26 protein-coding genes and 3 pseudogenes are annotated in these 23,311 nt (G+C 49.9%); 21 read left to right on the forward strand and 8 right to left on the reverse strand.

The window, feature by feature from the left end; translation table 11 throughout:
- The first annotated feature begins 79 nt into the window (after positions 1-79).
- The 20 genes from grpB to grpS all read left to right on the forward strand — a co-directional run bounded on the left by grpB (position 80) and on the right by grpS (position 19,176).
- Complete coding sequence (gene grpB / locus EAS44_RS22365; RefSeq protein WP_001109982.1) at positions 80-766, forward strand: propanediol utilization system phosphotransacylase GrpB; 687 nt, start codon at positions 80-82, stop codon at positions 764-766.
- 54 nt (positions 767-820) lie between these two features.
- On the forward strand, positions 821-1,579 hold the full coding sequence (gene grpC, locus EAS44_RS22370; RefSeq protein ID WP_001332070.1) for a propanediol utilization system chaperone GrpC: 759 nt from the start codon (positions 821-823) through the stop codon (positions 1,577-1,579).
- On the forward strand, positions 1,563-2,288 hold the full coding sequence (gene grpD, locus EAS44_RS22375) for a propanediol utilization system flavoprotein GrpD (RefSeq protein ID WP_002430742.1): 726 nt from the start codon (positions 1,563-1,565) through the stop codon (positions 2,286-2,288). The genes grpC and grpD overlap by 17 nt, the downstream gene beginning before the upstream one ends.
- 11 nt (positions 2,289-2,299) lie before the next feature.
- On the forward strand, positions 2,300-2,569 hold the full coding sequence (grpE, locus tag EAS44_RS22380; protein ID WP_000280292.1) for a propanediol utilization microcompartment vertex protein GrpE: 270 nt from the start codon (positions 2,300-2,302) through the stop codon (positions 2,567-2,569).
- Between the two features lie 27 nt (positions 2,570-2,596).
- Positions 2,597-3,094: a propanediol utilization system heme-binding protein GrpF gene (grpF, locus tag EAS44_RS22385; RefSeq protein ID WP_001332069.1), complete on the forward strand. Its 498-nt coding sequence runs from the start codon at positions 2,597-2,599 to the stop codon at positions 3,092-3,094.
- Between the two features lie 28 nt (positions 3,095-3,122).
- Positions 3,123-4,319: a propanediol utilization system propionate kinase GrpG gene (gene grpG / locus EAS44_RS22390; RefSeq protein WP_001362987.1), complete on the forward strand. Its 1,197-nt coding sequence runs from the start codon at positions 3,123-3,125 to the stop codon at positions 4,317-4,319.
- Between the two features lie 284 nt (positions 4,320-4,603).
- Positions 4,604-4,885 (forward strand): propanediol utilization system shell hexameric protein GrpH, encoded by a 282-nt coding sequence (grpH, locus tag EAS44_RS22395; RefSeq protein WP_001301171.1) that lies wholly within the window; start codon positions 4,604-4,606, stop codon positions 4,883-4,885.
- A 21-nt stretch (positions 4,886-4,906) separates the two neighbouring features.
- Entirely contained in the window at positions 4,907-5,692 is a 786-nt protein-coding gene (gene grpI / locus EAS44_RS22400; RefSeq protein WP_001205499.1) for a propanediol utilization microcompartment protein GrpI, read from the forward strand.
- A 60-nt stretch (positions 5,693-5,752) separates the two neighbouring features.
- A complete protein-coding gene (grpJ, locus tag EAS44_RS22405) occupies positions 5,753-7,270 on the forward strand; it encodes a propanediol utilization system aldehyde dehydrogenase GrpJ (protein WP_000997839.1) in 1,518 nt (505 codons plus the stop codon).
- 23 nt (positions 7,271-7,293) lie between these two features.
- A complete protein-coding gene (grpK, locus tag EAS44_RS22410) occupies positions 7,294-7,593 on the forward strand; it encodes a propanediol utilization system shell hexameric protein GrpK (RefSeq protein ID WP_000746009.1) in 300 nt (99 codons plus the stop codon).
- 10 nt (positions 7,594-7,603) lie between these two features.
- Complete coding sequence (gene grpL, locus EAS44_RS22415) at positions 7,604-8,179, forward strand: propanediol utilization system protease GrpL (protein WP_000722279.1); 576 nt, start codon at positions 7,604-7,606, stop codon at positions 8,177-8,179.
- A 48-nt stretch (positions 8,180-8,227) separates the two neighbouring features.
- Positions 8,228-10,780: a glycyl radical diol dehydratase GrpM gene (gene grpM / locus EAS44_RS22420; RefSeq protein ID WP_000890295.1), complete on the forward strand. Its 2,553-nt coding sequence runs from the start codon at positions 8,228-8,230 to the stop codon at positions 10,778-10,780.
- A gap of 108 nt (positions 10,781-10,888) precedes the next feature.
- Positions 10,889-11,806: a glycyl radical diol dehydratase-activating enzyme GrpN gene (gene grpN / locus EAS44_RS22425; RefSeq protein WP_001044977.1), complete on the forward strand. Its 918-nt coding sequence runs from the start codon at positions 10,889-10,891 to the stop codon at positions 11,804-11,806.
- 136 nt (positions 11,807-11,942) lie between these two features.
- Positions 11,943-12,848: a propanediol utilization system permease GrpO gene (grpO, locus tag EAS44_RS22430; RefSeq protein ID WP_001086421.1), complete on the forward strand. Its 906-nt coding sequence runs from the start codon at positions 11,943-11,945 to the stop codon at positions 12,846-12,848.
- Between the two features lie 485 nt (positions 12,849-13,333).
- Entirely contained in the window at positions 13,334-13,873 is a 540-nt protein-coding gene (locus tag EAS44_RS22440) for a maturase (protein WP_001332064.1), read from the forward strand.
- A gap of 27 nt (positions 13,874-13,900) precedes the next feature.
- Positions 13,901-14,422, forward strand: a complete 522-nt coding sequence (locus EAS44_RS22445) for a reverse transcriptase domain-containing protein (protein WP_000237741.1) — start codon at positions 13,901-13,903, stop codon at positions 14,420-14,422.
- 549 nt (positions 14,423-14,971) lie between these two features.
- Entirely contained in the window at positions 14,972-16,234 is a 1,263-nt protein-coding gene (gene grpP, locus EAS44_RS22455) for a propanediol utilization sensor histidine kinase GrpP (RefSeq protein WP_001329690.1), read from the forward strand.
- A gap of 16 nt (positions 16,235-16,250) precedes the next feature.
- The gene (gene grpQ / locus EAS44_RS22460) at positions 16,251-17,306 is read left to right on the forward strand and encodes a propanediol utilization response regulator transcription factor GrpQ (RefSeq protein ID WP_000494233.1); all 1,056 of its coding nucleotides are present in this window, start codon (positions 16,251-16,253) and stop codon (positions 17,304-17,306) included.
- A gap of 128 nt (positions 17,307-17,434) precedes the next feature.
- A complete protein-coding gene (gene grpR / locus EAS44_RS22465; protein ID WP_001001005.1) occupies positions 17,435-18,586 on the forward strand; it encodes a propanediol utilization system methionine adenosyltransferase GrpR in 1,152 nt (383 codons plus the stop codon).
- Positions 18,587-18,630: 44 nt separating this feature from the next.
- On the forward strand, positions 18,631-19,176 hold the full coding sequence (gene grpS, locus EAS44_RS22470) for a propanediol utilization system shell hexameric protein GrpS (protein WP_000015571.1): 546 nt from the start codon (positions 18,631-18,633) through the stop codon (positions 19,174-19,176).
- 356 nt (positions 19,177-19,532) lie between these two features.
- On the opposite strand, the gene EAS44_RS25655 is transcribed toward grpS, so the two are convergent.
- The 4 genes and pseudogenes from EAS44_RS25655 to EAS44_RS22490 form a co-directional block, all read right to left on the reverse strand.
- The gene (locus tag EAS44_RS25655) at positions 19,533-19,730 is read right to left on the reverse strand and encodes a helix-turn-helix domain-containing protein (protein ID WP_306304895.1); all 198 of its coding nucleotides are present in this window, start codon (positions 19,728-19,730) and stop codon (positions 19,533-19,535) included.
- Entirely contained in the window at positions 19,669-19,878 is a 210-nt protein-coding gene (locus tag EAS44_RS25660; RefSeq protein WP_001332061.1) for an AraC family transcriptional regulator, read from the reverse strand. Before EAS44_RS25660 ends, EAS44_RS25655 begins: the two co-directional genes overlap by 62 nt.
- Positions 19,879-20,149: 271 nt before the next feature.
- On the reverse strand, positions 20,150-20,521 hold the full coding sequence (locus EAS44_RS25665) for a TetR family transcriptional regulator (RefSeq protein ID WP_001350803.1): 372 nt from the start codon (positions 20,519-20,521) through the stop codon (positions 20,150-20,152).
- Positions 20,522-20,620: 99 nt separating this feature from the next.
- Positions 20,621-21,766 (reverse strand): annotated as a pseudogene (locus EAS44_RS22490) (efflux RND transporter permease subunit); the annotation flags it as partial.
- A 102-nt stretch (positions 21,767-21,868) separates the two neighbouring features.
- On the opposite strand from EAS44_RS22490, the pseudogene EAS44_RS22495 reads away from it, so the two are divergent.
- Positions 21,869-22,135 (forward strand): annotated as a pseudogene (locus tag EAS44_RS22495) (transposase); the annotation flags it as partial.
- Here the strand turns inward: EAS44_RS22495 and EAS44_RS25670 are convergent.
- The 4 genes and pseudogenes from EAS44_RS25670 to EAS44_RS22510 form a co-directional block, all read right to left on the reverse strand.
- Positions 22,100-22,183, reverse strand: a pseudogene (locus EAS44_RS25670) (hypothetical protein); the annotation flags it as partial. The pseudogenes EAS44_RS22495 and EAS44_RS25670 overlap by 36 nt on opposite strands.
- Positions 22,184-22,311: 128 nt before the next feature.
- Positions 22,312-22,437 (reverse strand): hypothetical protein, encoded by a 126-nt coding sequence (locus EAS44_RS25715; protein WP_000831909.1) that lies wholly within the window; start codon positions 22,435-22,437, stop codon positions 22,312-22,314.
- Complete coding sequence (locus EAS44_RS22505) at positions 22,434-22,667, reverse strand: helix-turn-helix transcriptional regulator (protein ID WP_000958492.1); 234 nt, start codon at positions 22,665-22,667, stop codon at positions 22,434-22,436. The genes EAS44_RS25715 and EAS44_RS22505 overlap by 4 nt, the downstream gene beginning before the upstream one ends.
- A gap of 68 nt (positions 22,668-22,735) precedes the next feature.
- Entirely contained in the window at positions 22,736-23,311 is a 576-nt protein-coding gene (locus EAS44_RS22510) for a hypothetical protein (RefSeq protein ID WP_000991593.1), read from the reverse strand.

Genomic DNA, 23,311 nt, shown 5'->3' on the forward strand with positions numbered 1-23,311 from the left:
CCGGGCGTCGTTACTCCCTATCCTGATCGTTAGACGCCCATTACCCATAAGATAACCCAATAATCAGGTCGTACCCATTATGAATTACACCGAACAACAAGCCGAGTGGATTACCCAACAAATTTTGCAGGAACTTGCCACCAGTAAAAAAACGGCAGCGCCTGCTGCCGCGCCTGTCGCGCTGAATATTCCGGTGGGCGTGTCCAACCGCCATGTTCATCTGTGCCGTGAAGATATGGACATTCTGTTTGGCTACGGCTCTACGCTAACCCGTTCTAAAGCGTTGAAACAGCCCGGTCAGTATGCCGCCGAAGAGATGGTGACGCTGCGCGGGCCAAAAGGCGAGCTCAACAAAGTGCGCGTGTTAGGGCCACTGCGTAATGCCACGCAGGTGGAAATCTCTGTGGCCGACGGCTTTGCGCTGGGCACTAAAGCTCCGGTGCGCATGTCGGGGGATCTGCTGGATTCGCCGGGCATTGAAATCATCGGTCCGAAAGGGCGGGTGGTGAAACACAACGGCATGATTGTCGCCTGGCGCCATATCCATATCTCGCCCGAAGAAGCCGAACTGCACGGCCTGCATGACGGAATGGAAATCGATGTGCAAACAAACGGTCCGCGCGGTGGTGTGCTCAGCCATGTAGTGGTACGCGTCACGGCGGATGCAGTGCTGGAACTGCATATTGATATGGAAGAAGCTAACGGCGTCGGTCTGCGTAATGGCGATACCGTTCGCGGCATAAAACAGGCTGCGCGCCATGGCTAACAGCCCCGAAAACTGCCGATTTCACGAATTGGCCGCGCTGATTGACAGCGGCGAATGTCGGCCCTACTCCGGCGCGTTGAAGGTGGGGGGGATCTCGGTACCGCCAATATCGCAATCGTGGTGCTGGATGAAGATAACCAGCCGGTGGCAGGGGTAATGTATCCCTCCAATGTGGTGAAAGACGGCGTGGTGGTGGATTACCTGACCGCCAGCCGGGTAGTAGCACGTCTCAAACAAATTCTTGAACAGAAACAGGGCTGCACGCTGGAGCGCGCGGCGATCGCAGTCCCACCGGGGATCTCTGAAGGCAACACAAAAGTGATCGTCAACGTAGTGGAGTTGGCGGGTTTTATCGTGACCCAAGTACTAGATGAACCGGTAGCCGCTGCCAGCGCGCTGAATATTAAAAACGGGGCGGTGGTGGATGTCGGAGGAGGCACCACCGGCATGAGCATTTTGAAAAGCGGTAAAGTGACGTTCAGTGCCGATGAGCCCACCGGTGGAAGCCATATGAAGTTGGTGATCGCTGGCGCGCTGGGCTTGCCTTATGCCGAGGCGGAAGAAATGAAAAAAAACGGGCAGGAAGCGCAGGTCTTTACCCTGGTGCTACCGGTGGCCCAGAAAATGGCCAGCTTGGTGTCGGGATGGTTCGCTACCCAGCAGGTAAAAAATATTTATTTGGTAGGTGGCGCGAGCAGCTTCAGCCAGTTTGCCAACGTGTTCAGTAAACAAACCGGTAAAAATGTGATTCCTTCGGCAGAGCCACTATTGGTCACACCATTAGGCATCGCCATGAATGCGGACCAGGGGTAAATCAATGGACAATCAAACCTTATCGCAACTGCTGGACCGGGTCATCGCTGAAGTGTTGGCACAATCCGTCGCGCAGAAAAATGTCTGCGTAGTGGTGACTGGTGAGGATATCTCCTCGCTGCCGGAAACGCTGAACTGCCTTGAGGCGCTTGAGCTGGCGGGTTATCAGTTGTGGGTAAATTTTTCTCACAGCGCCAGCCAGTCGGCGCTGAAATCTGTCTGCATGGATGCGCTAATTCAGCGTGGTTCTCGTGCTGGATTTGACAGATCGCCGCCTCACTATGAGGTGCTCTATCTGCCTGCGCTCTCTGTCAACAGCATGAGCAAAATTGCGCTGGGCATTCGCGATAATCTGGCCTGTGAAACTGTATTTCAGACGTTACAGCACCGTAAACAGATTATCGCCACGCTGCATCAACAATGCGTCGATAGCGAATTACCGATGCCACTGCTGTCTTGTCTGGAAGGTTACGCTCAGGTCCTAGAGAGCTATGGCATTACGCTTTTCGGTAAACGTGCAGCCCATGTCAAGTCGGTGCAAGGAAGCCAATCCACCCTGACAGTAGCCGGTAAAAAACGTTTAATCACCCAGAGCGATATCCGCCTACTGACCATTGGCACAGTGCTGCGCATTGAGAGCGACACGCTGATTACCCCTGCTGCCAGAGATGAAATCCAGCGGCGTAATCTCACTGTTATCCATGGTTAACCGGAGGAAATATGTACCTCGCTAAAGTTACTGGCGCATTGGTTTCCACCACCAAACACGCCTCGCTGAATGGCTCAAAACTGCTGATAGTGGCGCGGCTCGATGAAAACTATCAGCCGACTGTTCATGCCCAGGTGGCAGTTGATACTGTCGGCGCGGGCAATGGAGAGATTGTGATCATCACCACCGGCAGTTCGGCGCGTATGAGCAACAACAAAGATCACTCGGTGATTGACGCTGCCGTGGTGGGTATCGTCGACTCGCTCGAACTTAACGGTTAATAGCGGCGCGTACGCTGAGGAATACTTATGTCTGCGAATGAGGCTTCACTCGACAACTGGATTAACGAGGCTATTGCCACGCAGTTACCGGAACTCCGGATGTCGCTGAGCCTGGAGGACAGTGAACTGCTGGCAAAGTTGGTCCGGGAAATAGCACAGTCCAGCAATGTATCGATCGTTTTTAGCCTAGTGGATGCCTGCGGTCAGCAGCGTTTTTTCTTCAGCATGGATAACGCCCTGCTGGTCAGCCATACCTTGGCACCACAAAAGGCCTGGACCGCGGTAGCTCTCAAAATGCCAACTCACGAACTGGCAACGCTGGTACAGCCGGGTGGTGATTTGTACGGCCTTGAGAAAGAAAAAGATATCTGCTGCTTCGGCGGTGGTTTTCCCTGCTGGTCGGGCAGGCGCTTACTAGGCGGCATCGGCATCAGCGGCGGCAGTGTTGAGGAAGATATGCTCATCGCCCGCCAGGCGATGGCGCAGTTTAGCGTTCTGCGTTATCCCCTCACAACAACCCGTTAATTTTTTGCAGTCCATTTCAGGGGGCATCATGTCTTTAGCTTGTGTATTAGTGATTAATTGTGGTTCCTCATCAATGAAATTCTCCGTCATTCCTCAGGATGCAGATCAGCCGTTGCTGTCGGGCCTAGCGGAACGACTGGGTATTGATCATGCTGTCATAACGTTTAAAGACCGAGACGGCCATAAATCCACTGTCGCGCTGGATGACGCCAGCCATCAGCATGCGCTCAAAGTGCTCTTCGCGAAGCTCGACGAACAGCAACTGTTGGAAGCCATCAACGCCGTTGGGCACCGCGTGGCTCATGGCGGCAGCGACTTCAAAAGATCAGTACTGGTTACCGATGATGTGATCGAAAAAGTCCGCGCGCTGTCGGTGCTGGCCCCTTTGCATAACCCTGCCAACCTGATTGGTATTGAAGCGGCTCGGGCTCTGTTGCCCGCGTTGCCGCATATTGCGGTGTTCGATACTGCGTTCCACCAGACCTTGTCTCCGGCTGCTTACACCTATGCGATCCCGCTGGAGTTCCAGCAAGATTATATGGTGCGACGTTACGGCTTTCACGGAACATCTCACCGCTATATTGCCGCCGAGGCGCTTGCATCACTAGATCTCGACCCGGCGGATCATGGCATCGTGATTGCCCACTTGGGCAACGGTTCATCGCTATGTGCGGTGCAAAACGGCACGAGCATTGACACCTCAATGGGTATGACCCCGCTGGAAGGGCTGGTAATGGGCACGCGCTGCGGGGATCTTGATTTTGGTGTCGTCGCATATCTGGCGAAACGCACAGGTCAAACGTTCGACACGCTGTACAAAATGCTCAATAACCAGTCCGGCCTAATGGGGATTTCCGGCTTATCCAGCGATTGCCGCACCCTTCAGCAGGCGCGTGATGAGGGCCACGAACGGGCAGCGTTAGCCATCGACGTGTTAGTACATCGTCTCGCACGACATATCGGCGGCCACGTGACCTCGCTTAAACGCTTCGATGCGCTGATTTTCACCGGTGGAATTGGCGAAAACTCGGCGTTAATTCGAGAACTTACCGTGCAACGCCTTCAGGCGCTGGGATTGGAACTGGATAAAGAACGTAACCAGCAGCTGTTCGGCGGACGTAGCGGACTGATTTCTAAAACCGACACCACGAAGATTGCGGTCATCCCAACCAATGAAGAAAAAATGATTGCTATAGATGCAGCGGAGATTGCCCGCACGGCATAACTAATTGGCAAAAATACGACAGTTTTAACAGTAATTATGATTGCTATTCAGAGCGGGGCTATTTTGCAAGGAAATTTAAACGCAGATCTTTTATTACAAACCTCGGGTGGATTTTATTGTCAATTGCGGGAATGCAAAAGCAAGATAGTCCCACTGACGCGCAAAACATTTTGTCTGAATAACCTTAGCATTATGATAATTAAATAATTAATGCACATGGGTGAATCCGTAGATTGCTATTCCTCTGTGCACGTTTTCTTTCTATCGGAAATATTGAGGTCGTTATGCAACAAGAAGCATTAGGAATGGTTGAAACGAAAGGTCTGGTTTCTGCAATTGAAGCTGCAGATACCATGGTGAAATCTGCCAACGTGACCCTAGTGGGTTATGAAAAAATCGGCTCCGGCTTGGTGACTGTGATGGTTCGCGGCGACGTTGGCGCAGTGAAAGCCGCGACAGATGCGGGCTCCGCTGCTGCGAGTAAAGTGGGAGAACTGGTCTCCGTACATGTTATTCCACGCCCACACATTGAGGTGGAAAAAATTCTACCGAAGGCTATCGGTTAATAACAATAAAGGATACTGATCATGAGAGATAATCTTGTTGAGCAGATTATATCTGACGTAATGAATAAACAAACCGATATCTCACCGGAAGCTAAAACAGCAGCAAATTTCGCTGGTTGCGGTATTACGGAATTTGTCGGCACTGCGTTGGGCCACACTATCGGCCTAGTGATTGCCAATGTTGATAATCAATTGCATGAAGTCATGAATATCGACAAGAAATATCGCTCTATCGGTATTCTTGGCGCACGTACTGGCGCAGGCCCGCAAATTTTTGCGGCTGACGAAGCGATTAAAGCAACCAACAGCGAAATTATTTCTATTGAGCTGGCCCGCGATACCGAAGGAGGTGGCGGACACGGTTGCTTAATTATTTTTGGTGCGTCTGATGTTTCCGACGTCAGGCGTGCGGTTGAAGTGGCGCTGTCTGAAATTGAACGCACCATGGGTGACGTTTATGGCTCGTCAGCCGGACATCTTGAATTCCAGTACACCGCTCGTGCCAGCTACGCGCTGAATAAAGCGCTGGGTGCGCCGATTGGTAAATCCTTCGGGATGACCTGTGCCTCGCCTGCGGCGATTGGCCTAGTGATTGCCGACGCTGCGGCGAAATCCGCCGTGATTGACCCGGTGGGTTATGCCAGCCCGTCGCAAGGCACCAGCTTTAGTAACGAAGTGATCTTCACCTTCTCCGGTGATTCCGGTGCAGTACGTCAGGCGGTGATTGCCGCGCGTGAAGTCGGTCTACAACTGCTCTCCACGTTAGATCCGGTGGAAATTAAATCCACCACGACGCCATATATCTAAGCATCTGATGACGATGCACGCGGCGCGGTCGGTAGATGAAGAGTAGTAAGGAATTTAAAGATGAATGATATTGAAATCGCTCAGGCTGTCTCGACCATCCTGAGCAAATTCACCAAAGCAACACCGGATGAAGCTCCCGCCACGTCAGAAGCAGCGCGGGTCGACGGGTTGGATGAAATTGTCGCTAAGGCGTTGGCGCAGCACTCTTCCGTGCGCGACGCCAGTGCGATCTCTCAGGTAGCGAAGGTAGCGAATGCTAGCACTGGAGCATTCGATACCATGGATGAGGCGATTTCCGCCGCCGTCTTGGCACAGGTACAGTATCGCCACTGTTCTATGCAAGACCGCGCCTCGTTTATCAATGGCATTCGCGATGTCTTCCTGCAGGAAGATGTGCTGTGTGCCCTTTCCCGTATGGCGGTGGAAGAGACCGGCATGGGGAATTACGAGGACAAACTGATCAAAAACCGCGTCGCAGCGCTGAAAACGCCAGGTATCGAAGATCTGACCACCAGCGCGGTTTCCGGAGACGGGGGTTTAACGTTGATCGAATACTCTGCGTTCGGAGTGATTGGTTCGATTACACCAACGACTAACCCGACCGAAACCATTATCAACAACAGCATAGGCATGCTGGCGGCAGGCAACACTGTGGTGTTCAGTCCACATCCGCGCTCGCGCAAAGTGTCGCTGTACGCGGTTGAGCTGATCAACAACAAGCTTGCCCAGTTGGGCGCACCGGCGAACATGGTGGTAACGGTGACCAAACCGTCCATCGACAATACCAACGTCCTGATCAACGACCCACGTATCAACATGCTGGTAGCGACTGGCGGTCCAGCCATCGTGAAAACCGTGATGTCATCAGGTAAAAAAGCGATTGGTGCAGGCGCAGGTAACCCGCCAGCTGTGGTAGATGAAACGGCGGATATCGAAAAAGCAGCCCGCGACATCATTAAGGGCTGTAGCTTCGACAACAACCTGCCGTGCGTGGCGGAAAAAGAGGTGATTGTTGTGAACCAGGTAGCGGACTATCTGATTCACTGCATGAAGAAAAGCGGTGCCTATCTGTTGTGCGATAAGAAGTTAAGTCAACAACTGCAATCGTTGGTGCTTAATGAAAAAGGCACTGGGCCGAATACCGCCTTTGTCGGCAAAGATGCGCGCTATATCCTGCAACAACTGGGAATCCAGGTTGGCGACGATATCAAAGTCATCTTAATTGAGGCTGAGAAAACACATCCGTTTGTGGTGCATGAGCTGATGATGCCGGTCCTGCCGGTGGTGCGCGTAGACAATGTTGATGAAGCCATTGAGCTGGCGGTGAAAGTGGAGCACGGCAATCGTCATACCGCGGTTATGCACTCCACCAACGTCGAAAAGCTGACCAAAATGGCGCGCCTGATCCAGACCACCATCTTTGTTAAAAATGGTCCCTCTTATGCAGGGCTGGGGGTGGGCGGTGAAGGGCATGCCACCTTTACGATTGCCGGACCGACCGGCGAGGGACTTACGTCAGCGCGTTCGTTTGCACGCCGTCGTCGCTGTGTAATGGTTGAAGCGCTGAATATTCGCTAACTATCGCGAAGGGTGACTTAAAGATGAAAAAACGAATCATAAACGCACCGACCCCGGATATTTTGGCTATGTTGAAACGGCGTATGCCCGGGGAGTTTCGTTCGCGTTTGGATTTGATTCGCATCGACGCCATTGGTTTGTTAATACTGCCGGTTCCGGATCTCTATTTTTATGCCGACGTAGCCAGTAAAAGCGCCAATGTGGTGGTATCAGAAATCTTTGGCAGTTGCCCTCAGCATATCACCACATTGGCCATTTTTGGCGAAGTCGCGGCGGTGCATGAAGCCATGCGAATCATTGAGGAAGACGATAACCAGTTTTGAGAGTCCGCTTATGAAGAAGATATTACTTATCACAGGCGATTTCTCTGAAGACTATGAAGTCATGGTGCCATGGCAGGCATTAAACATGTTAGGTTTCAGAGTGGATGTAGTGTGTCCGGGAAAACGTACCGGCGAGTTTATTAAAACCGCGATTCATGATTTTGAAGGTGATCAGACCTACACCGAAAAACCCGGACATCTTTTTAGATTAACTGCATCATTTGATGACATAAGGTTACAGGAATATAGTGGTGTTTATATTTCTGGTGGGCGTTCATCGGAATACTTGCGATTAAATAAGTCAGTATTGGATATCGTGCATTACGCGATGAATTTAACATTACCTGTTGCTGCAATTTGTCATGGCCCACAAATTCTGGCCGCTGCTGGGGTATTAAAAGGCCGGAAACTGACGGGATATTTTACGGTAAAACCGGAAGTGGAAATGGCGGGTGGCCAGTGGGTCACTGCCGCAGATGATGAAGCCATTGTGGATGGTAATTTAATAACCGCGACTACCTGGATGGGGCATCCAGCAATATTACGTCACTTTATTACTCAAATGGGCACTAGCATTATTCATTAATACCCTGGCATCTCCGCAAGGTTAACAAAATATATTCGGGAGTTTTATATGTTAGAGAAAGGCTTTTCTAATCCGACAGACCGTGTTGTAAGACTGAGAAATATGATCCTGACGGCGAAGCCGTATGTGGAATCAGAACGCGCGGTGTTAGCAACCGAAGCATATAAAGAAACAGAACAACTGCCCGCGATTATGCGTCGTGCTAAAGTGGTGGAAAAAATCTTTAACCAATTACCGGTAACAATTCGCCCAGACGAATTAATCGTTGGAGCGGTAACTATTAATCCTCGCTCAACTGAAATCTGCCCTGAGTTCTCCTACGACTGGGTGGAAAAAGAGTTTGAGACTATGGAACACCGTATTGCCGACCCGTTTGTTATCCCGAAAAAGACTGCTCAGGAGCTTCATGAAGCATTTAAATACTGGCCGGGTAAAACTACCAGTGCTCTGGCGGCATCTTACATGTCAGAAGGCACTAAAGAGAGTATGGCGAGCGGTGTATTCACTGTTGGTAACTACTTCTTCGGGGGCGTCGGTCATGTCAGTGTTGACTACGGTAAAGTGCTGAAAATTGGTTTCCGTGGTATCATTAATGAAGTTAGCCGTGCCTTGGAATCATTAGATCGCACTGAACCAGGATATATAAAGAAAGAACAGTTCTATAATGCGGTGCTGATCAGTTATAACGCAGCGATCCGTTTCGCCCATCGTTACGCTGAAGAAGCATCCCGTCTGGCGCAGCAGGAGAGCAATCCGACCCGTAAACGCGAACTGGAGCAGATTGCTCAAAACTGTACTCGCGTGCCGGAATACGGTGCTACCACATTCTGGGAAGCATGCCAGACATTCTGGTTTATTCAGAGCATGTTACAGATTGAATCCAGCGGTCATTCTATCTCCCCGGGGCGTTTCGACCAGTATATGTACCCGTATCTGGAGTCGGACAAATCTATCTCGCGTGAATTCGCGCAGGAACTGGTGGATTGCTGCTGGATCAAGCTTAACGACATTAACAAAACGCGTGACGAAGTCTCTGCCCAGGCGTTTGCCGGTTACGCAGTGTTCCAGAACCTGTGCTGTGGCGGCCAGACAGAAGACGGTCGCGACGCAACTAACGATCTGAGCTACATGTGTATGGAAGCGACTGCCCATGTGCGTCTGCCGCAGCCATCCTTCTCAATCCGCGTATGGCAGGGTACTCCGGATGAGTTTCTGTATCGCGCTTGCGAGCTGGTGCGTATGGGCCTGGGCGTTCCGGCAATGTACAACGATGAAGTAATCATCCCGGCGCTGCAGAACCGTGGCATTTCGCTGCGTGATGCGCGTGATTACTGTATCATCGGCTGCGTAGAGCCGCAGGCACCGCATCGCACCGAGGGCTGGCATGACGCCGCGTTCTTTAACGTTGCAAAAGTGCTGGAAATCACCCTGAACAACGGTCGCGTTGGCAATAAACAGCTAGGCCCAGTGACTGGCGAACTGACTCAGTTCACCAGCATGGAGGACTTCTACACCGCGTTCCAGAAACAGATGGCGCACTTCGTTCATCAACTGGTTGAAGCCTGTAACAGCGTGGATATTGCCCACGGCGAACGCTGCCCGCTGCCGTTCCTATCAGCACTGGTCGACGACTGTATCGGCCGTGGTAAATCTCTCCAGGAAGGCGGGGCGATTTACAACTTTACTGGGCCGCAAGCATTCGGCGTAGCCGATACCGGCGACTCCGTCTATGCCATCCAGAAACAGGTATTCGAAGATCGTAAACTGTCTTTGAGCGAACTGAAAAGCGCACTGGACGCCAACTTCGGTTATCCGGTGGGTGCGAACCCGCACACTCCAGCGGCGAAATCCTCGCTCAACGAGCAGGATATCTACGATGTGGTGAAACGCATCATTGAACAGCATGGCGCGCTGGATCCGGCAGCGATTAAAAACGAAGTTTATCGCCAGCTGACTTCCGGCAGTGCAGCACCGGTGCAATCCGGCACTATGTCCCGTCACGAGGAGATCCGTCGTATTCTGGAAAACACACCGTGCTTCGGTAACGACATCGATGACGTGGATTTAGTAGCGCGTAAATGTGCGCTGATCTACTGCCAGGAAGTTGAGAAATATACCAACCCGCGCGGTGGCCAGTTCCAGGCTGGTATCTATCCGGTGTCTGCGAACGTGCTGTTTGGTAAAGACGTTGCCGCACTGCCGGATGGCCGTCTGGCGAAAGAGCCGTTGGCGGATGGCGTATCTCCACGTCAGGGTAAAGACACCCTTGGCCCAACCGCCGCAGCCAACTCAGTTGCCAAACTGGATCACTTTATCGCCTCCAACGGTACGCTCTATAATCAGAAATTCCTGCCGTCTTCTTTGGCTGGCGAGAACGGTCTGCGCAACTTCAGCGGCCTGATACGTCACTACTTCGATAAGAAAGGGATGCACGTTCAATTTAACGTTATCGACCGCAACACTTTGATCGAAGCCCAGAAAAATCCTGAGCAACATCAGGATCTGGTGGTACGCGTTGCGGGCTATAGCGCCCAGTGGGTAGTTTTAGCGAAAGAAGTTCAGGACGACATAATCAGCCGTACTGAGCAACAACTGTCGTAAATACCAGACGGGCTATGTATCAATATATAGCCCGTTACTTTCTCCACGACTTCTGGTTGTTACTTTTATCTGAAAAGGTAATTCATCTGGTAAATATAGAGTGATGTTATGAATAAAGTTGAGTACGAAACCGAAGGCGTCATATTTAATATTCAACGCTATTCTTTGCATGATGGTCCAGGCATTCGAACCATTCCTTTTTTTAAAGGCTGCCCGCTGTCCTGCAAATGGTGTAGTAATCCTGAATCACAACGTCACAGCCCAGAGTTATTATTTAAAAAGAATGATTGCATCCGCTGTGGAAAATGTATTGATGCTTGCCCACAACAGGCTCTTTCCACTACTAATGCCTGGTTTATCAATCGCGACCGCTGTATTCAGTGTGGGAAATGTACTGAGATTTGCCCTACCCGTGCGCTGGAAATGAAGGGCAAGCGTATGTCGGTAACGGCAGTGATGCGCGAACTGGAAAAAGAAGAGAATTTATACCGGCGTTCAGGCGGCGGGATTACCCTGTCCGGTGGTGAACCGCTGGCGCAGCCGGAATTTGCCCGCGAGCTGCTTAAAGCCTGTAAAGCCAAAGGCTGGCACACCGCTATTGAAACAAGCGGCTTCACCACCAAAGCGGTGATTGATGAGGTATTTCCCTATGTCGATCTTGCTCTGACCGATATTAAAGCCATCGATCCGGAAATCCATGAGCGCAACACCGGCGTGAATAACAGAGTGATTCTGGAGAATCTGCTGCGCATCTCCTTTTTAACCAAAGTGGTTGTGCGTATTCCTGTGATCCCAGGAGTGAATGACAATTCGCAGGAAATCCATAATATTGCGGAGTTCGCCCGCCTGATGCAGAACGTCGATACCATTCACTTATTGCCTTATCACAGCTTCGGTGAAAATAAATATAATCTGCTTGGTCGCCAGTATCCGATGGGCGATACAAAAAGTATCGAAGAAGCCCAAATGGCAGAGTTAAAAGCAATGGTTGAATCCTTAGGTTTTAACTGCCATATCGGCGGTTAATAAAAGATGTAATAAGAGTGCGAAAAAATGCTGCGCTTGTTTATTTGTTACGCATGAATACTATTTCAATTTTAAAAATATAGAGCAATCTGCATTACTTATATTGTCATTTGATTTAATTACAGAGGTAAGCTAGATGAATAGCTTAGATATTGTAGTTGCCTTCGGCGGCGGCATATTTGGTGCGGCTGTTGGCGCGCTGGCGGCGTTTGAATTCGTTGGGCTTCTGGTTATCGCCATGACGGTAGTGCAAATTATTACCGGAGCATCATCGGACTTTATTACTTTTCCGTTTGGACTGTTTGGCCCGCACACCGGCGGCTTTGCCGCTGGGGTTGCGGCGACGGCGTATGCAGCGAAGAAAGGCAAGCTGGGTTCCGGGCGTGATATCACTGCCGGGTTGAGCGGTCTGGCGGCTTACGATGTGCTGCTGGTAGGCGGGGTTTTTGGGGCGGTTGGTTACATCATCGCCTGGGGGTTGAACCAGATTCCGGCCTTCCCGTCCGGCAATGCTTGGACCGATACCGTGGCACTAACCGTGGTGATTTCTGGCGTGGTCTCGCGTCTGGTTTTCGGTAAAACTGGCCTGTTTGGAAAACCGGAGCAGGGAATTCGTCACTGCTATCCGCCGCAGGATAAGTGCTGGATACCTTACCATAGCCGCATTCCGCAGCTTTCCGTGCTGGGCTTGGGTATTGGCTTGATGGCAGGCTTTTTAGGCCTGAAGTTTGGCGGCAACGGCGCGCTGCTGGCGTTTGGTATTTCCGCGTTCTCACTGATTTTCCTGCATTTCAATACTCAGGTACCGGTGTCACATCATATTTCGCTGCCTGCCGCGTTGGTAGCGGTGCCATCAGGTAGCCTGATTTGGGCTGCTATCGTTGGCATAATTTGCGCGATATTGGGTGAACTGATGTCGCGTATCTTCCTGATCCACGGCGATACACATATTGACCCGCCGGCGATGGTCATCACCATTATGACCACGATGATTAATCTGTTGGCGACCATTGGATTATTTACCTTGGTTCCCCTGTTTTAATCCCGCCATAACAAAAAGCCAGCAGTGTCTGCCTGCTGGCTTTTTGTTATGTGCGCCGTGACTGGCGCTGTTCTTCAACTGTGGTGGCAGAAGAACGACTAAGAGGTGAAAGTCCTCCACACACCCGGTGAGGGGAAGTGTTAGCGGAAGGCAAGGGTGTTCATCGCGAGGTGAAATCTGAAGGAAGCTGGATGCAAAATGCTGGCCTGACGAACAGGAAGCGGTTAAGGCGGCGCAGCAGGGTAAGGTGGCACTAATCACCAAAGCCCGATACTCACACGGAACGCTGTGACGTAAAGCCGACAGGCATAAGCAGGAAAGTCGCGTGAATTACCCCGGGAGATCTGTCGCCCTGCCAGTGTGCTACCGGCGCCGTGAGGCGCCGGGATGGGGCGGCAGAAGTCAGCCGACGCCGTAGTAGTGCTGCAAAACCGGCAGCATGAAGGGCCGAACATGATTAACTGTGATTAGGACATCCGAACCCGATGATGATTAATGAAGCACAAGCGCAGGCCACTGCGACCAGCGGCAGAGGAGACGGACAGTATCCGTCAGGGCTGCATGATGGCGCTGAAATCAGCACGGCGGCGGGTGGGCAAACGAAAGCGGAAGTGCCGCTGACGATGGAAGCGGTGATAACGAGAGAAAACCTGATGCTGGCTTATCAGCGCGTGGTGGAAAACAAAGGCACGGCGGGGGTGGATAACCTCAGCGTGGCGGAGTTGAAACCGTGGCTGAAGAAGAACTGGCGCAGCGTCAGGCAGGCATTGATTGACGGAAACTACCAGCCGCGGACAATACGCCGGATGGATATCCCGAAGCCGGATGGCGGCGTGAGAACCTCAGGCATCCCGACGGTGGTGGACAGGCTTATCCAGCAGGCGGTGCAACAGGCACAGCGTTACATACGGGGTGGCAAACGGTGGGTGGTGGATATGGATCTGGAGAAGTTCTTCGACCGGGTGGATCACAGACTCCTGATGACGCGTCTGGCCAGAACGATAAAGGACAGGCGGGTGCTGTGACTGATACGCCGCTACCTGAAAGCGGAAATGGTTAAAGACGGGCAAAGGGAGAAACGGCAGGCGGGCATGCTGCAGGGCGGCCCACTGTCGCCGTTACTGTCGAACATCCTGCTGGATGAACTGGATAAAGAACTGGAGCGTCGTGGACACAGCTTCTGCCGCTACGCAGACGACTGCAACATCTACGTAAGCAGCCGGAAAGCGGGCGACCATCTGCTGAAGAACATCAGGGCGTTCGTGGAGAACAAACTGAAGGTGAATGAGAAGAAGAGCGCGGTGGCGCGCCCGTGGGATCGGAAGTTCCTCGGGTACAGTGTGACATGGCACAAACAGGCGAAGCTGAAGATAGCCCTGACGAGCGTGAACAGGCTGAAGGAGAAAGTCCACAGTCTGACGACGGGAAACCGGAGCAAATCAGTGAAAGCGACAATCAATGCTCTGACACCAGTGCTGTGTGGATGGATAAGCTACTTCAGGCTGACGGAAGTCAGAGGAGTGCTGGAGGAGCTGGATGGCTGGATCAAACGGAAACTGCGTTGCTTGTTGTAGCGGCAGTGGAAGAGACCGCTAACCCGGGCAAAGAACCTGCAAAGAGCAGGACTGAGTAAGGACAGGGCGATGATCTCAGCGTACAACAACCACGGGCCATGGTGGAACTCAGAGTCAAGCCATATGAATCAGGCGATAAAGAATGCGTGGTTCAGCAGGCAGGGTCTGATATCACTGCTGGAACAGCAGAGGCAGTTCCAGTGTTAACATGAACCGCCGTATGCGGAGCCGCATGTACGGTGGTGTGAGAGGACGGCGGGAGTGATCCCGCCTCCTACTCGATCAATTTTAAAACACCTCCTATGTAGGTGGTGATCGTTCATGTGGGGCTTTCTGACAGACTGCCTCGTCATTCCATTCGTATCGCCAGTAACTGGCGTTTGTATTGTGGCAGTTCTGGTATACGTTTCCCTGTGTATCTGCACTGGTTCAGCAAGGTTTGAAAAGGAGTATCCCTTGCAAATAACCGAAGCATTACTTTCAGAGCCGGAGCTGTTTTTGTTGCTGTGATCCATTTCAATTTTTTCGCGACAAATTATTTATAAATATATGATTATGTTTTTAAAAATGCAGGCTGAAAGTATGAAGAATAAATACAAATTAAATGAGTTTTTGGATGTAAAACGCCTTCAGACCCTGCAGGACAACTTTTCAAAATCAATGATGATCGCGCTCGTGGTTGTGGATGAGAATGGTATCCCGGTCACTAAGCCCAGCGGTTTTTCAGACTTCTGCATGCGTTCGCGTCTCAACCCGACACTGGCGCACCACTGTTATGAAAGCGACAACGCTGGTGGCCGTGCCGCGATGCACGCTCGCAAACCGGTGGTTTATCGCTGCCACTGCGGTTTTGTCGAATTCGCTGTCCCAATCATGATTAACGATCATTATCTCGGTGCTTTTATTTCCGGTCAGGTAAAAGTCGAAGAAGAGAAAGAACAGAGCATTTCCTATATTCTGAATAATAATGACGTCTGGAAAGATAATCCTTGGTTAATTAATTTGCACCAGAATACACGTCGCATGCCGTATGAGCGTTTTGAGTCTACTGCCTCGACGTTACTACACGTATCGTCTTATCTGGTCGAACAAGCGCACACCAATAATATCCAACGCGAACTTCGTAAAAAGGATCTTGCACTGGCTAATGAGTTAAGAAAACGTGTAGAGATAGAACGCTCACTACATGAAGCTGAATTTAAAGCGCTCTCTTATCAGATAAATCCACACTTTTTATTTAACGTATTAAATACCATTGGCCGGTTAGCTTTTCTTGAAGATGCGCAGCGTACCGAAACAATGGTGCACGATTTCTCTGACATGATGCGCTATTTGTTACGTAAAAATAGTCACGGCCTGATTACTCTGCGTAATGAAATAAATTACGTCAACAACTATATGTCGATCCAAAAAGTGCGTATGAGAGACCGTTTCGATTACCTGTGCGATATCCCGGAAAAATATCTGGATGTAGTCTGCCCGTTTTTGATCCTGCAACCGCTGGTGGAAAACTTCTTTAACTACGTAGTGGAGCCAAGGGATAGCAATAGTCATCTGCTGATCCGTGCCACGGACGATGGCCTGAACGTGATTATTGAAGTCACTGACAATGGCGACGGCATCGCACCAGATACCATTAATCGCATTTTATCAGGCGACCAAAAATTGCAAAAAGGCAGTATTGGCATTAACAACATAAAAAATAGATTGAAGTTGTTATTTGGCGAGAGCTATGGCTTGGAAATAATGAGCCCTAACAAACCCAGGATGGGTACAACCATTAAACTTCGGTTCCCAATGCAGGAAGCCTGATACAGGAAAAGGACATATGTTTACCATTGTTATCGTTGAAGATGAGCCCATCGAATTAGAATCCCTGCGGCAGATTATCTCCCAGTGTGTGGAAAACGCTGCGATCCATGAAGCCTCAACCGGTAAAAAAGCGATTCACTTAATTGACCAACTGAGTCAAATCGATATGATCTTAGTGGACATTAATATTCCGTTGCCGAACGGTAAACAGGTGATTGAATATCTGAAGAAAAAAAACAGCGATACTAAAATCATCGTAATCACGGCCAATGATGACTTTGATATAGTACGCAGCATGTACAACCTTAAAGTGGATGATTATCTGCTCAAACCAGTGAAAAAATGTATCTTGACCGACACCATCAAAAAAACCCTAGCATTCGACGAAGGAGAAAATGAAAAATCCCGCGCCCTAAAACAGAAAGTGTTCGCCATGATAGACGATTGCGATTACACCCAGTGGCACAACTTTATTTTTGACACGCTCAACGGTGCCTGTCCGGTGGATATGATAGAAGAGGATAAGCGCAAAGACGTGATCGATTTTCTGGAAATAGTTAGCCAGTATATGACCGCCAAAGGGGAAAAGTTAATGCCGACTAACCGTAAAGTCGCCGCGCTGATCAAAGACATCAACCAGTATGGCATGATGGAAAGCCGCTATTTCCGCATCATGATCAGCCTGCTGACCATTAGCGAAGAGCTGTTTGATTACGCATTAAAAGGCTATACAGGCAATATCGATTTTATCGAACGAGCGAAATTCCATATTGAGAAAAATATTCTCAGAAACTTGACGCTCGATGACGTGGCAGCAAAATCGTTTGTCAGTGCCTGCTATTTGAGCCGTACCTTTAAGAAAATTACCGGGTTCGGGTTTTCGAACTATATTGCCACGCGTAAAATTACTATCGCCAAATCGTTATTGCGGTTCAGTGACTTACAAGTAAATACCATTGCGCTGGAACTGGCATACCAGGATTCAAACTATTTTTGCCGCATCTTCAAAAAAGATACTGGCATGACCCCCTCTGATTATCGAAAAGTCGTGTCCCCGGGAATTACACGGTGATGGCGTGATTTTGCATTGGCCCGATAATGAAAGCAAAATAGTCCAACACGCCCGCAAGATAGTTTACGCCCACTTGTCAGGTTCCTATCCTAAGATAGGAATAAACTTCCCAAACAAGTGGGCTCGCTTTGAACGATTACCTGTTTACCTCCGAATCCGTTGCCGAAGGGCATCCCGATAAAATGGCGGACCAAATTTCTGATGCCATTTTGGATGCGATACTCCTACAGGACCCGTGGGGTAAGGTTGCCTGTGAATGCTTGGTGAAAACTGGTGCCACTATTGTTGCCGGAGAAATATCTACCCATGCCGCCGTGGATATTGAGAAGATTGTCCGCAACACCATAAAAGAGATTGGTTACGACCATTCGCGATTGGGGTTTGATGGCAATACCTGCTGTGTATTAAATATCCTTGGCAAACAGTCCGCCAATATTGCTGAAGGCATTCGCGGCCACTCGATGGAAGAACTGGGGGCGGGCGATCAGGGCATCACCTTCGGTTACGCCTGTGATGAAACGTCGGAACTGATGCCCGCCACGCTGGTATACGCCCATCGTCTGATGGAGCGCCAGGCGCAGTTGCGTAAATCCCAACGGTTACCATTTTTACTCCCTGATGCCAAAAGCCAGGTTACCCTGCGCTATCAGGATAATCGTGTTCATTCAGTAGATACCGTTGTGGTGTCTACCCAACACAGCCCTGACGTTTCTCTGGACGCGCTACGGGAAGCGGTCATCGAAGAAATTGTTAAACCTGTGATGCCTTCGCACTGGCTCACACCACAAACCCGCTTTCTGGTGAACCCTGCAGGCAGTTTTGTGATTGGCGGGCCGGTGGGTGACTGCGGGCTAACGGGGCGTAAAATTATTGTTGATACCTATGGCGGCGCGGCTTGCCATGGCGGCGGCGCGTTTTCAGGCAAAGATCCGTCGAAAGTCGATCGTTCCGCCGCCTACGCTGCTCGCTATGTGGCGAAAAACATCGTCGCCGCTGGGCTTGCCTCACGCTGTGAAGTCCAGTTGGGATGGGCCATCGGCCTGCCCCGCCCTGTTTCCGTCAGGATTAACACCTTCGGTACACAAACAGTGTCATCTGAAGCGTTGCTGAGAGGCGTTAACAGCCATTTCGATCTTAGCGTGTTCGGCATCATTACTACGCTTGATCTGCTGGTCCCCCGCTATCGTAAAACAGCCTGCTATGGTCACTTTGGTCGCGACAGCTTTCCGTGGGAAGTTACGGACAAAGCGGCGCTATTATACGAAGACGTTGGACGTTAAGCCGACGACGCGCAGCACAGTTGAATTTATTACAGGAGAAATTTATGTCTGGGAAAAGTTTAGGCTTAATCGAAACCGTCGGGATGTCTGCGGCGGTAGAAGCCGCCGATGCCGCAATGAAATCCGCTAACGTTAGTCTGGTAGGCTATGAATTGACGAAAGGCGGCGGGATGGTGACCGTGAAGCTGGAAGGGGAAGTGGGCGCAATTAACGCGGCGGTAGCGGCAGCCATCAGCGCGGCAAGCCGGGTTGGCGAGGTGTATGCCCATAAGGTGATCGCCCGCACCGCGCAGCATATCGAGCAGATTATTCACTCTAAAGTGACCGCCGGCGTCGCAGAACCTCAACCTGAAGTGCCTGCTGCACAACCGACACTGCAGGCTGAAAACGCGCCTTCACAGACATTCCCGGTGGTTAACCTTGATACGTCAATCAGCGCATCCTGTATGGATGTCACTGATGAAACGCTGAAGTCCGTGGAGCAGCATCAACCAGTTAAACCCTCAATAGAAAACACTAAACCTACAAAATCTGATGTACCGCAGGAGGCAGCAAAGAAAGGTCCTCGTTCCAGCGGCAAGAAAAAATAAGTAAATTGCTATGACGCTGCCGCGGTAACAATTTCTTTATCGCGGCATTTTTTTGCTTAACAGATAAAGTAAAAAACCATCTGCATAGCGGGCGGCTTTGACACGGCCCCCTGAAAGGGGGCTTAAACACTACCCTTTCAGGCCCAGTTGTATTTGTCTTTCTTCTTCCTCTTTTGCTACCTTGTTCGAAAAGGGACGCTCGTCCTCGCCCACTGTTCTGTATGCATACCTGCTCCCACTGCAAAGTATATTGCTGGGCTATGTTAACAAGCCTATATGCTATTAAAAACTCATGAGCAACATATTGATAATATCATTCTTATATATCCACGCTTAAGTAAATAACGCTTACATAACTAACTATTCCATCTCACTTCTTCCTTAGCGAGTTTTCGGTATGCAATAGGAGCTATACCAAAGCGGCGAGTAAATGCCCTTGTAAATGTCTGCTGAAAATCAAACTGATATTTAAAAGTGATAGTCGTGACCGATTCAGTAGTAGAACGTAGTTCTTCTGCTGCATTTATTAATATACCTACCAATAGAAATACCAATGATATGTTTAAACAATCTCTGTAAATACCATTTTGAATATCCAGCTTTTTTTGCCTCAATATTTATTGAGAGTTCTACCTCAAGATTTTCATCAATCCATTTAGCAAACTCATTGATATCAGAGCTGTTTTTTATAGTAGCGTTCATTTTTATCGATGCCTGTGAAGGTTGATTGGGTCAACTCCAGTACTATGCAACCCTCTCTGAAAAGGGATTTATTATCAGGTTGCAGAATGCAACTTCGCCCCCCCCCGTAAACAAAGAAAAAAGCAGGAACGCCAGAGTCTCACTACGAATTTCCAAACATATTTCTCTATATAACTTACCTTTTTCGAAAATATAACATAGTAATTTCACAAAATTATTGACATCCACCATTTTTTGTAAGAAATTTATTCTTATATCATCCGGACATTCTTCACAAAAAAAACACAATATAAATTACATTCCGTAAGTGTACATTATATTGTAATTTAATCAGGCTACGTGATAAGCAACGATACATCGCTTTAACCGGTTCAAAAACTCTCCCATTTTTGATGGCTGTAAGCTCATCAAATAATGATAGTGGTACCCGCTCGATGACTTGTCGCAGAAGATCTTTTTTTTCGTTGAAATACCAGTATATGGCCCCCCGAGTACAACCTGCGCGCGCCGCAATCATCTCCAGTGTCGTCTTCGAAAAGCCCGTCTCACAAAAGCAGAACTCTGCCACATCCAGGATTTGTTTGCGGGTTTCTTCCGCTGCAAATTTTGTGTGCCGCACCACTGTTGAAATCTCCATTGACATCTTATTTCAGGAAATATCTCTGGGGCATTTAGTACCAACCCAACAGCCATTTACTCAGGCGCAGTATGTTGTTTACTGCACCTGAATATTTACTCATGCTTATGATTGCTCAGCTTCAGTCTTATCCGATGATTTCTTATTTCTGCGGCTGAAGAACCCGGCAATTAACATATAGAAGAGAGGAATATAAAAGATTGCCAGTATCGTAGCAGTGATCATCCCTCCAACCACACCAGTACCGATGGCATGTTTACTTCCGGAACTTGCTCCAGTCGAGACAGCCAGTGGGATAACCCCCATTACAAATGCCAGCGAAGTCATAATTATCGGTCTTAACCTCACTCTCGCCGCTTCAACAGCAGCCTCTTTAATGCTTAGTCCTTCTTTCTCATGCAATTCACGAGCAAACTCCACGATAAGTATGGCATTTTTCGCAGACAGCCCTATTGTTGTTAATAAACCGACCTGGAAAAAGACATCGTTACCAAGGCCGCGCAACAAAGTAGCACAGACAGCCCCCAGGACACCAAGCGGAACAACCAGCATGACCGAGAAAGGAATGCTCCAGCTTTCATACAGTGCAGCCAGACACAGAAAGACGATCAACAGTGAAAGTGCATATAGTGCAGGAGCCTGAGAACCTGAAAGTCGTTCCTCAAAAGACAAACCTGTCCAGGAAATATGGAAACCTTCGGGAAGTCTTGCCGCAATATCCTCAATTGCTTTCATTGCATCCCCGGAACTGTATCCTGGTGCCGGTTCCCCCAGGATTTCGACAGCAGAGATACCATTATATTGCTCCAGTTTTGGTGAGCCATAAATCCATTTGCCTGTTGCAAAAGAGGCAAAGGAAACCATGTCGCCATCACTGTTACGGACATACCATTTATCAAAATCCTGCGGTGATATACGTGAGCCGGGTTCGCCCTGAATATAGACTTTTTTCACCCGTCCACGATCGTTAAAATCATTTACATACATCGAACCCCAGGCTGCTGACATTATGTTGTCGACGTCGCTCATGCTCAGTTTAAACGCCTGAACTTTCTCGTCATCAATCAGAATCTGGAACTGAGGCTCATCGTTCATGCCGTTAGGACGAACCATGTTTAACGCTGGACTTTTCGCCGCTTCAGCAAGAAGCTGATTTCGGGCCTGGATCATTTTTTCATGGCTAGCTCCGCTACGATCCTCGAGGAACAGGTCAAACCCTGTAGCATTCCCCAGTTCTGATACGGCAGGGGGCGCTTTAAAACTAGACTAGCCCCCAGAATCTCCAGACAACCAATATCACTTATTTAAGTGATAGTCTTAATACTAGTTTTTAGACCAGTCATTGGAGAACAGATGATTGATGTCTTAGGACCGGAGAAACGCAGACGGCGTACTACACAGGAAAAGATCGCTATTGTTCAGCAGAGCTTTGAACCGGGAATGACGGTCTCCCTTGTTGCCCGGCAACACGGTGTGGCAGCCAGCCAGTTATTTCTCTGGCGCAAGCAATACCAGGAGGGAAGTCTTACTGCTGTGGCCGCAGGAGAACAGGTCGTTCCTGCCTCTGAACTTGCTGCTGCCATGAAGCAGATTAAAGAACTCCAGCGCCTGCTGAACAAAACGCCGGATGTCTCCCGGCTCTGAAATTAAGGCTTCGGTTATTTGCACGAAATGTTCCTTTTCAAACCCTGTTGAATTTTGTTAAGCCGGTGCAGACACACGGAAAACGCACATCAACACCGGACGGTACGATACAAACACCAGTGACTGGCGGGACGAAGGGAATGACGAATCAGTCAGGAAATGATGACAAACAGTTGGCAGACCAGAGGAGTCAGCAGAAAGATGAGCGGGAGTGTCGCCAGCATCGGGGACAGGGCTGATTTCCGCAATGCCGGCGCTGGTATTGCAACACGTTTCATGCTGCTGCTCCTCGTGATTCCTCAATTCGCTGCTGCATCCACTGCTCCACTTCACTTTTGTACCAGCGGCTGCTGCGCCCCAGTTTGATGGGTTTAGGGAAATGACCTTCACTGATCAGCTTGTAAAACCATTTATCGGTCATACCGGTGAAACTGGTGATGTAGTTCATGTCGATCAGGGGATCGTCGGCACGCAGTAACACGCTGTCGTGGCTTGTTGTGGTCAACATGGTCAGAATGTCCTTTGTGAGATTTATGAAGTTTGTGCGAATGCAGGGAAAGATGCTGAACCGAGCTTTCAGAACGGTCCTGCAGATCCGGGATAGCCGGGATTACCGGCGAGGCAACGGGCTTCCGGATCGCACACACCACGACGATCGCGGGCGAAATCACTGAACGCCCATATCAACTCTTTGAGGATGTTTTCACAGTCCGGTGAACGACTGTCCAGCACCACATCCCGGGTGATCTGCTTCTGATACTGCTTTGCTTCACCCGGTGACGCGAAGCCCAGTACGTTACTCCAGGCATCCAGTATCAACCGGTCCAATTCAGGGCCATCGAAATACTCCTGTCTGACGCACAGCACCACGTGGTATTCCGGTTTTTCAGGATGACGGGTCAGGAGCCAGCAGAGATCACGTCCGGGGGTTGCATTCATCAGCGCACTGACGGTTTCGATAAAATCCATACCAAACCAGGTCGTTCTGCTGTTGAAGGTATTGTCATATTCACACGGCAGACGAAGCAGGATCCGCCGTATCCGTGAGCCGGACTGCTCACGCAGCGCACGCTCAAGGACGCCGACGACTTTGTTCTGATAAGATGGCCAGAAGGGGGCCAGGCTATAGTCGAAATAAGGGATAGCATTCAT

The organism is Escherichia coli DSM 30083 = JCM 1649 = ATCC 11775, from assembly GCF_003697165.2.
GTDB classification, from domain to species: Bacteria; Pseudomonadota; Gammaproteobacteria; order Enterobacterales; family Enterobacteriaceae; genus Escherichia; species Escherichia coli.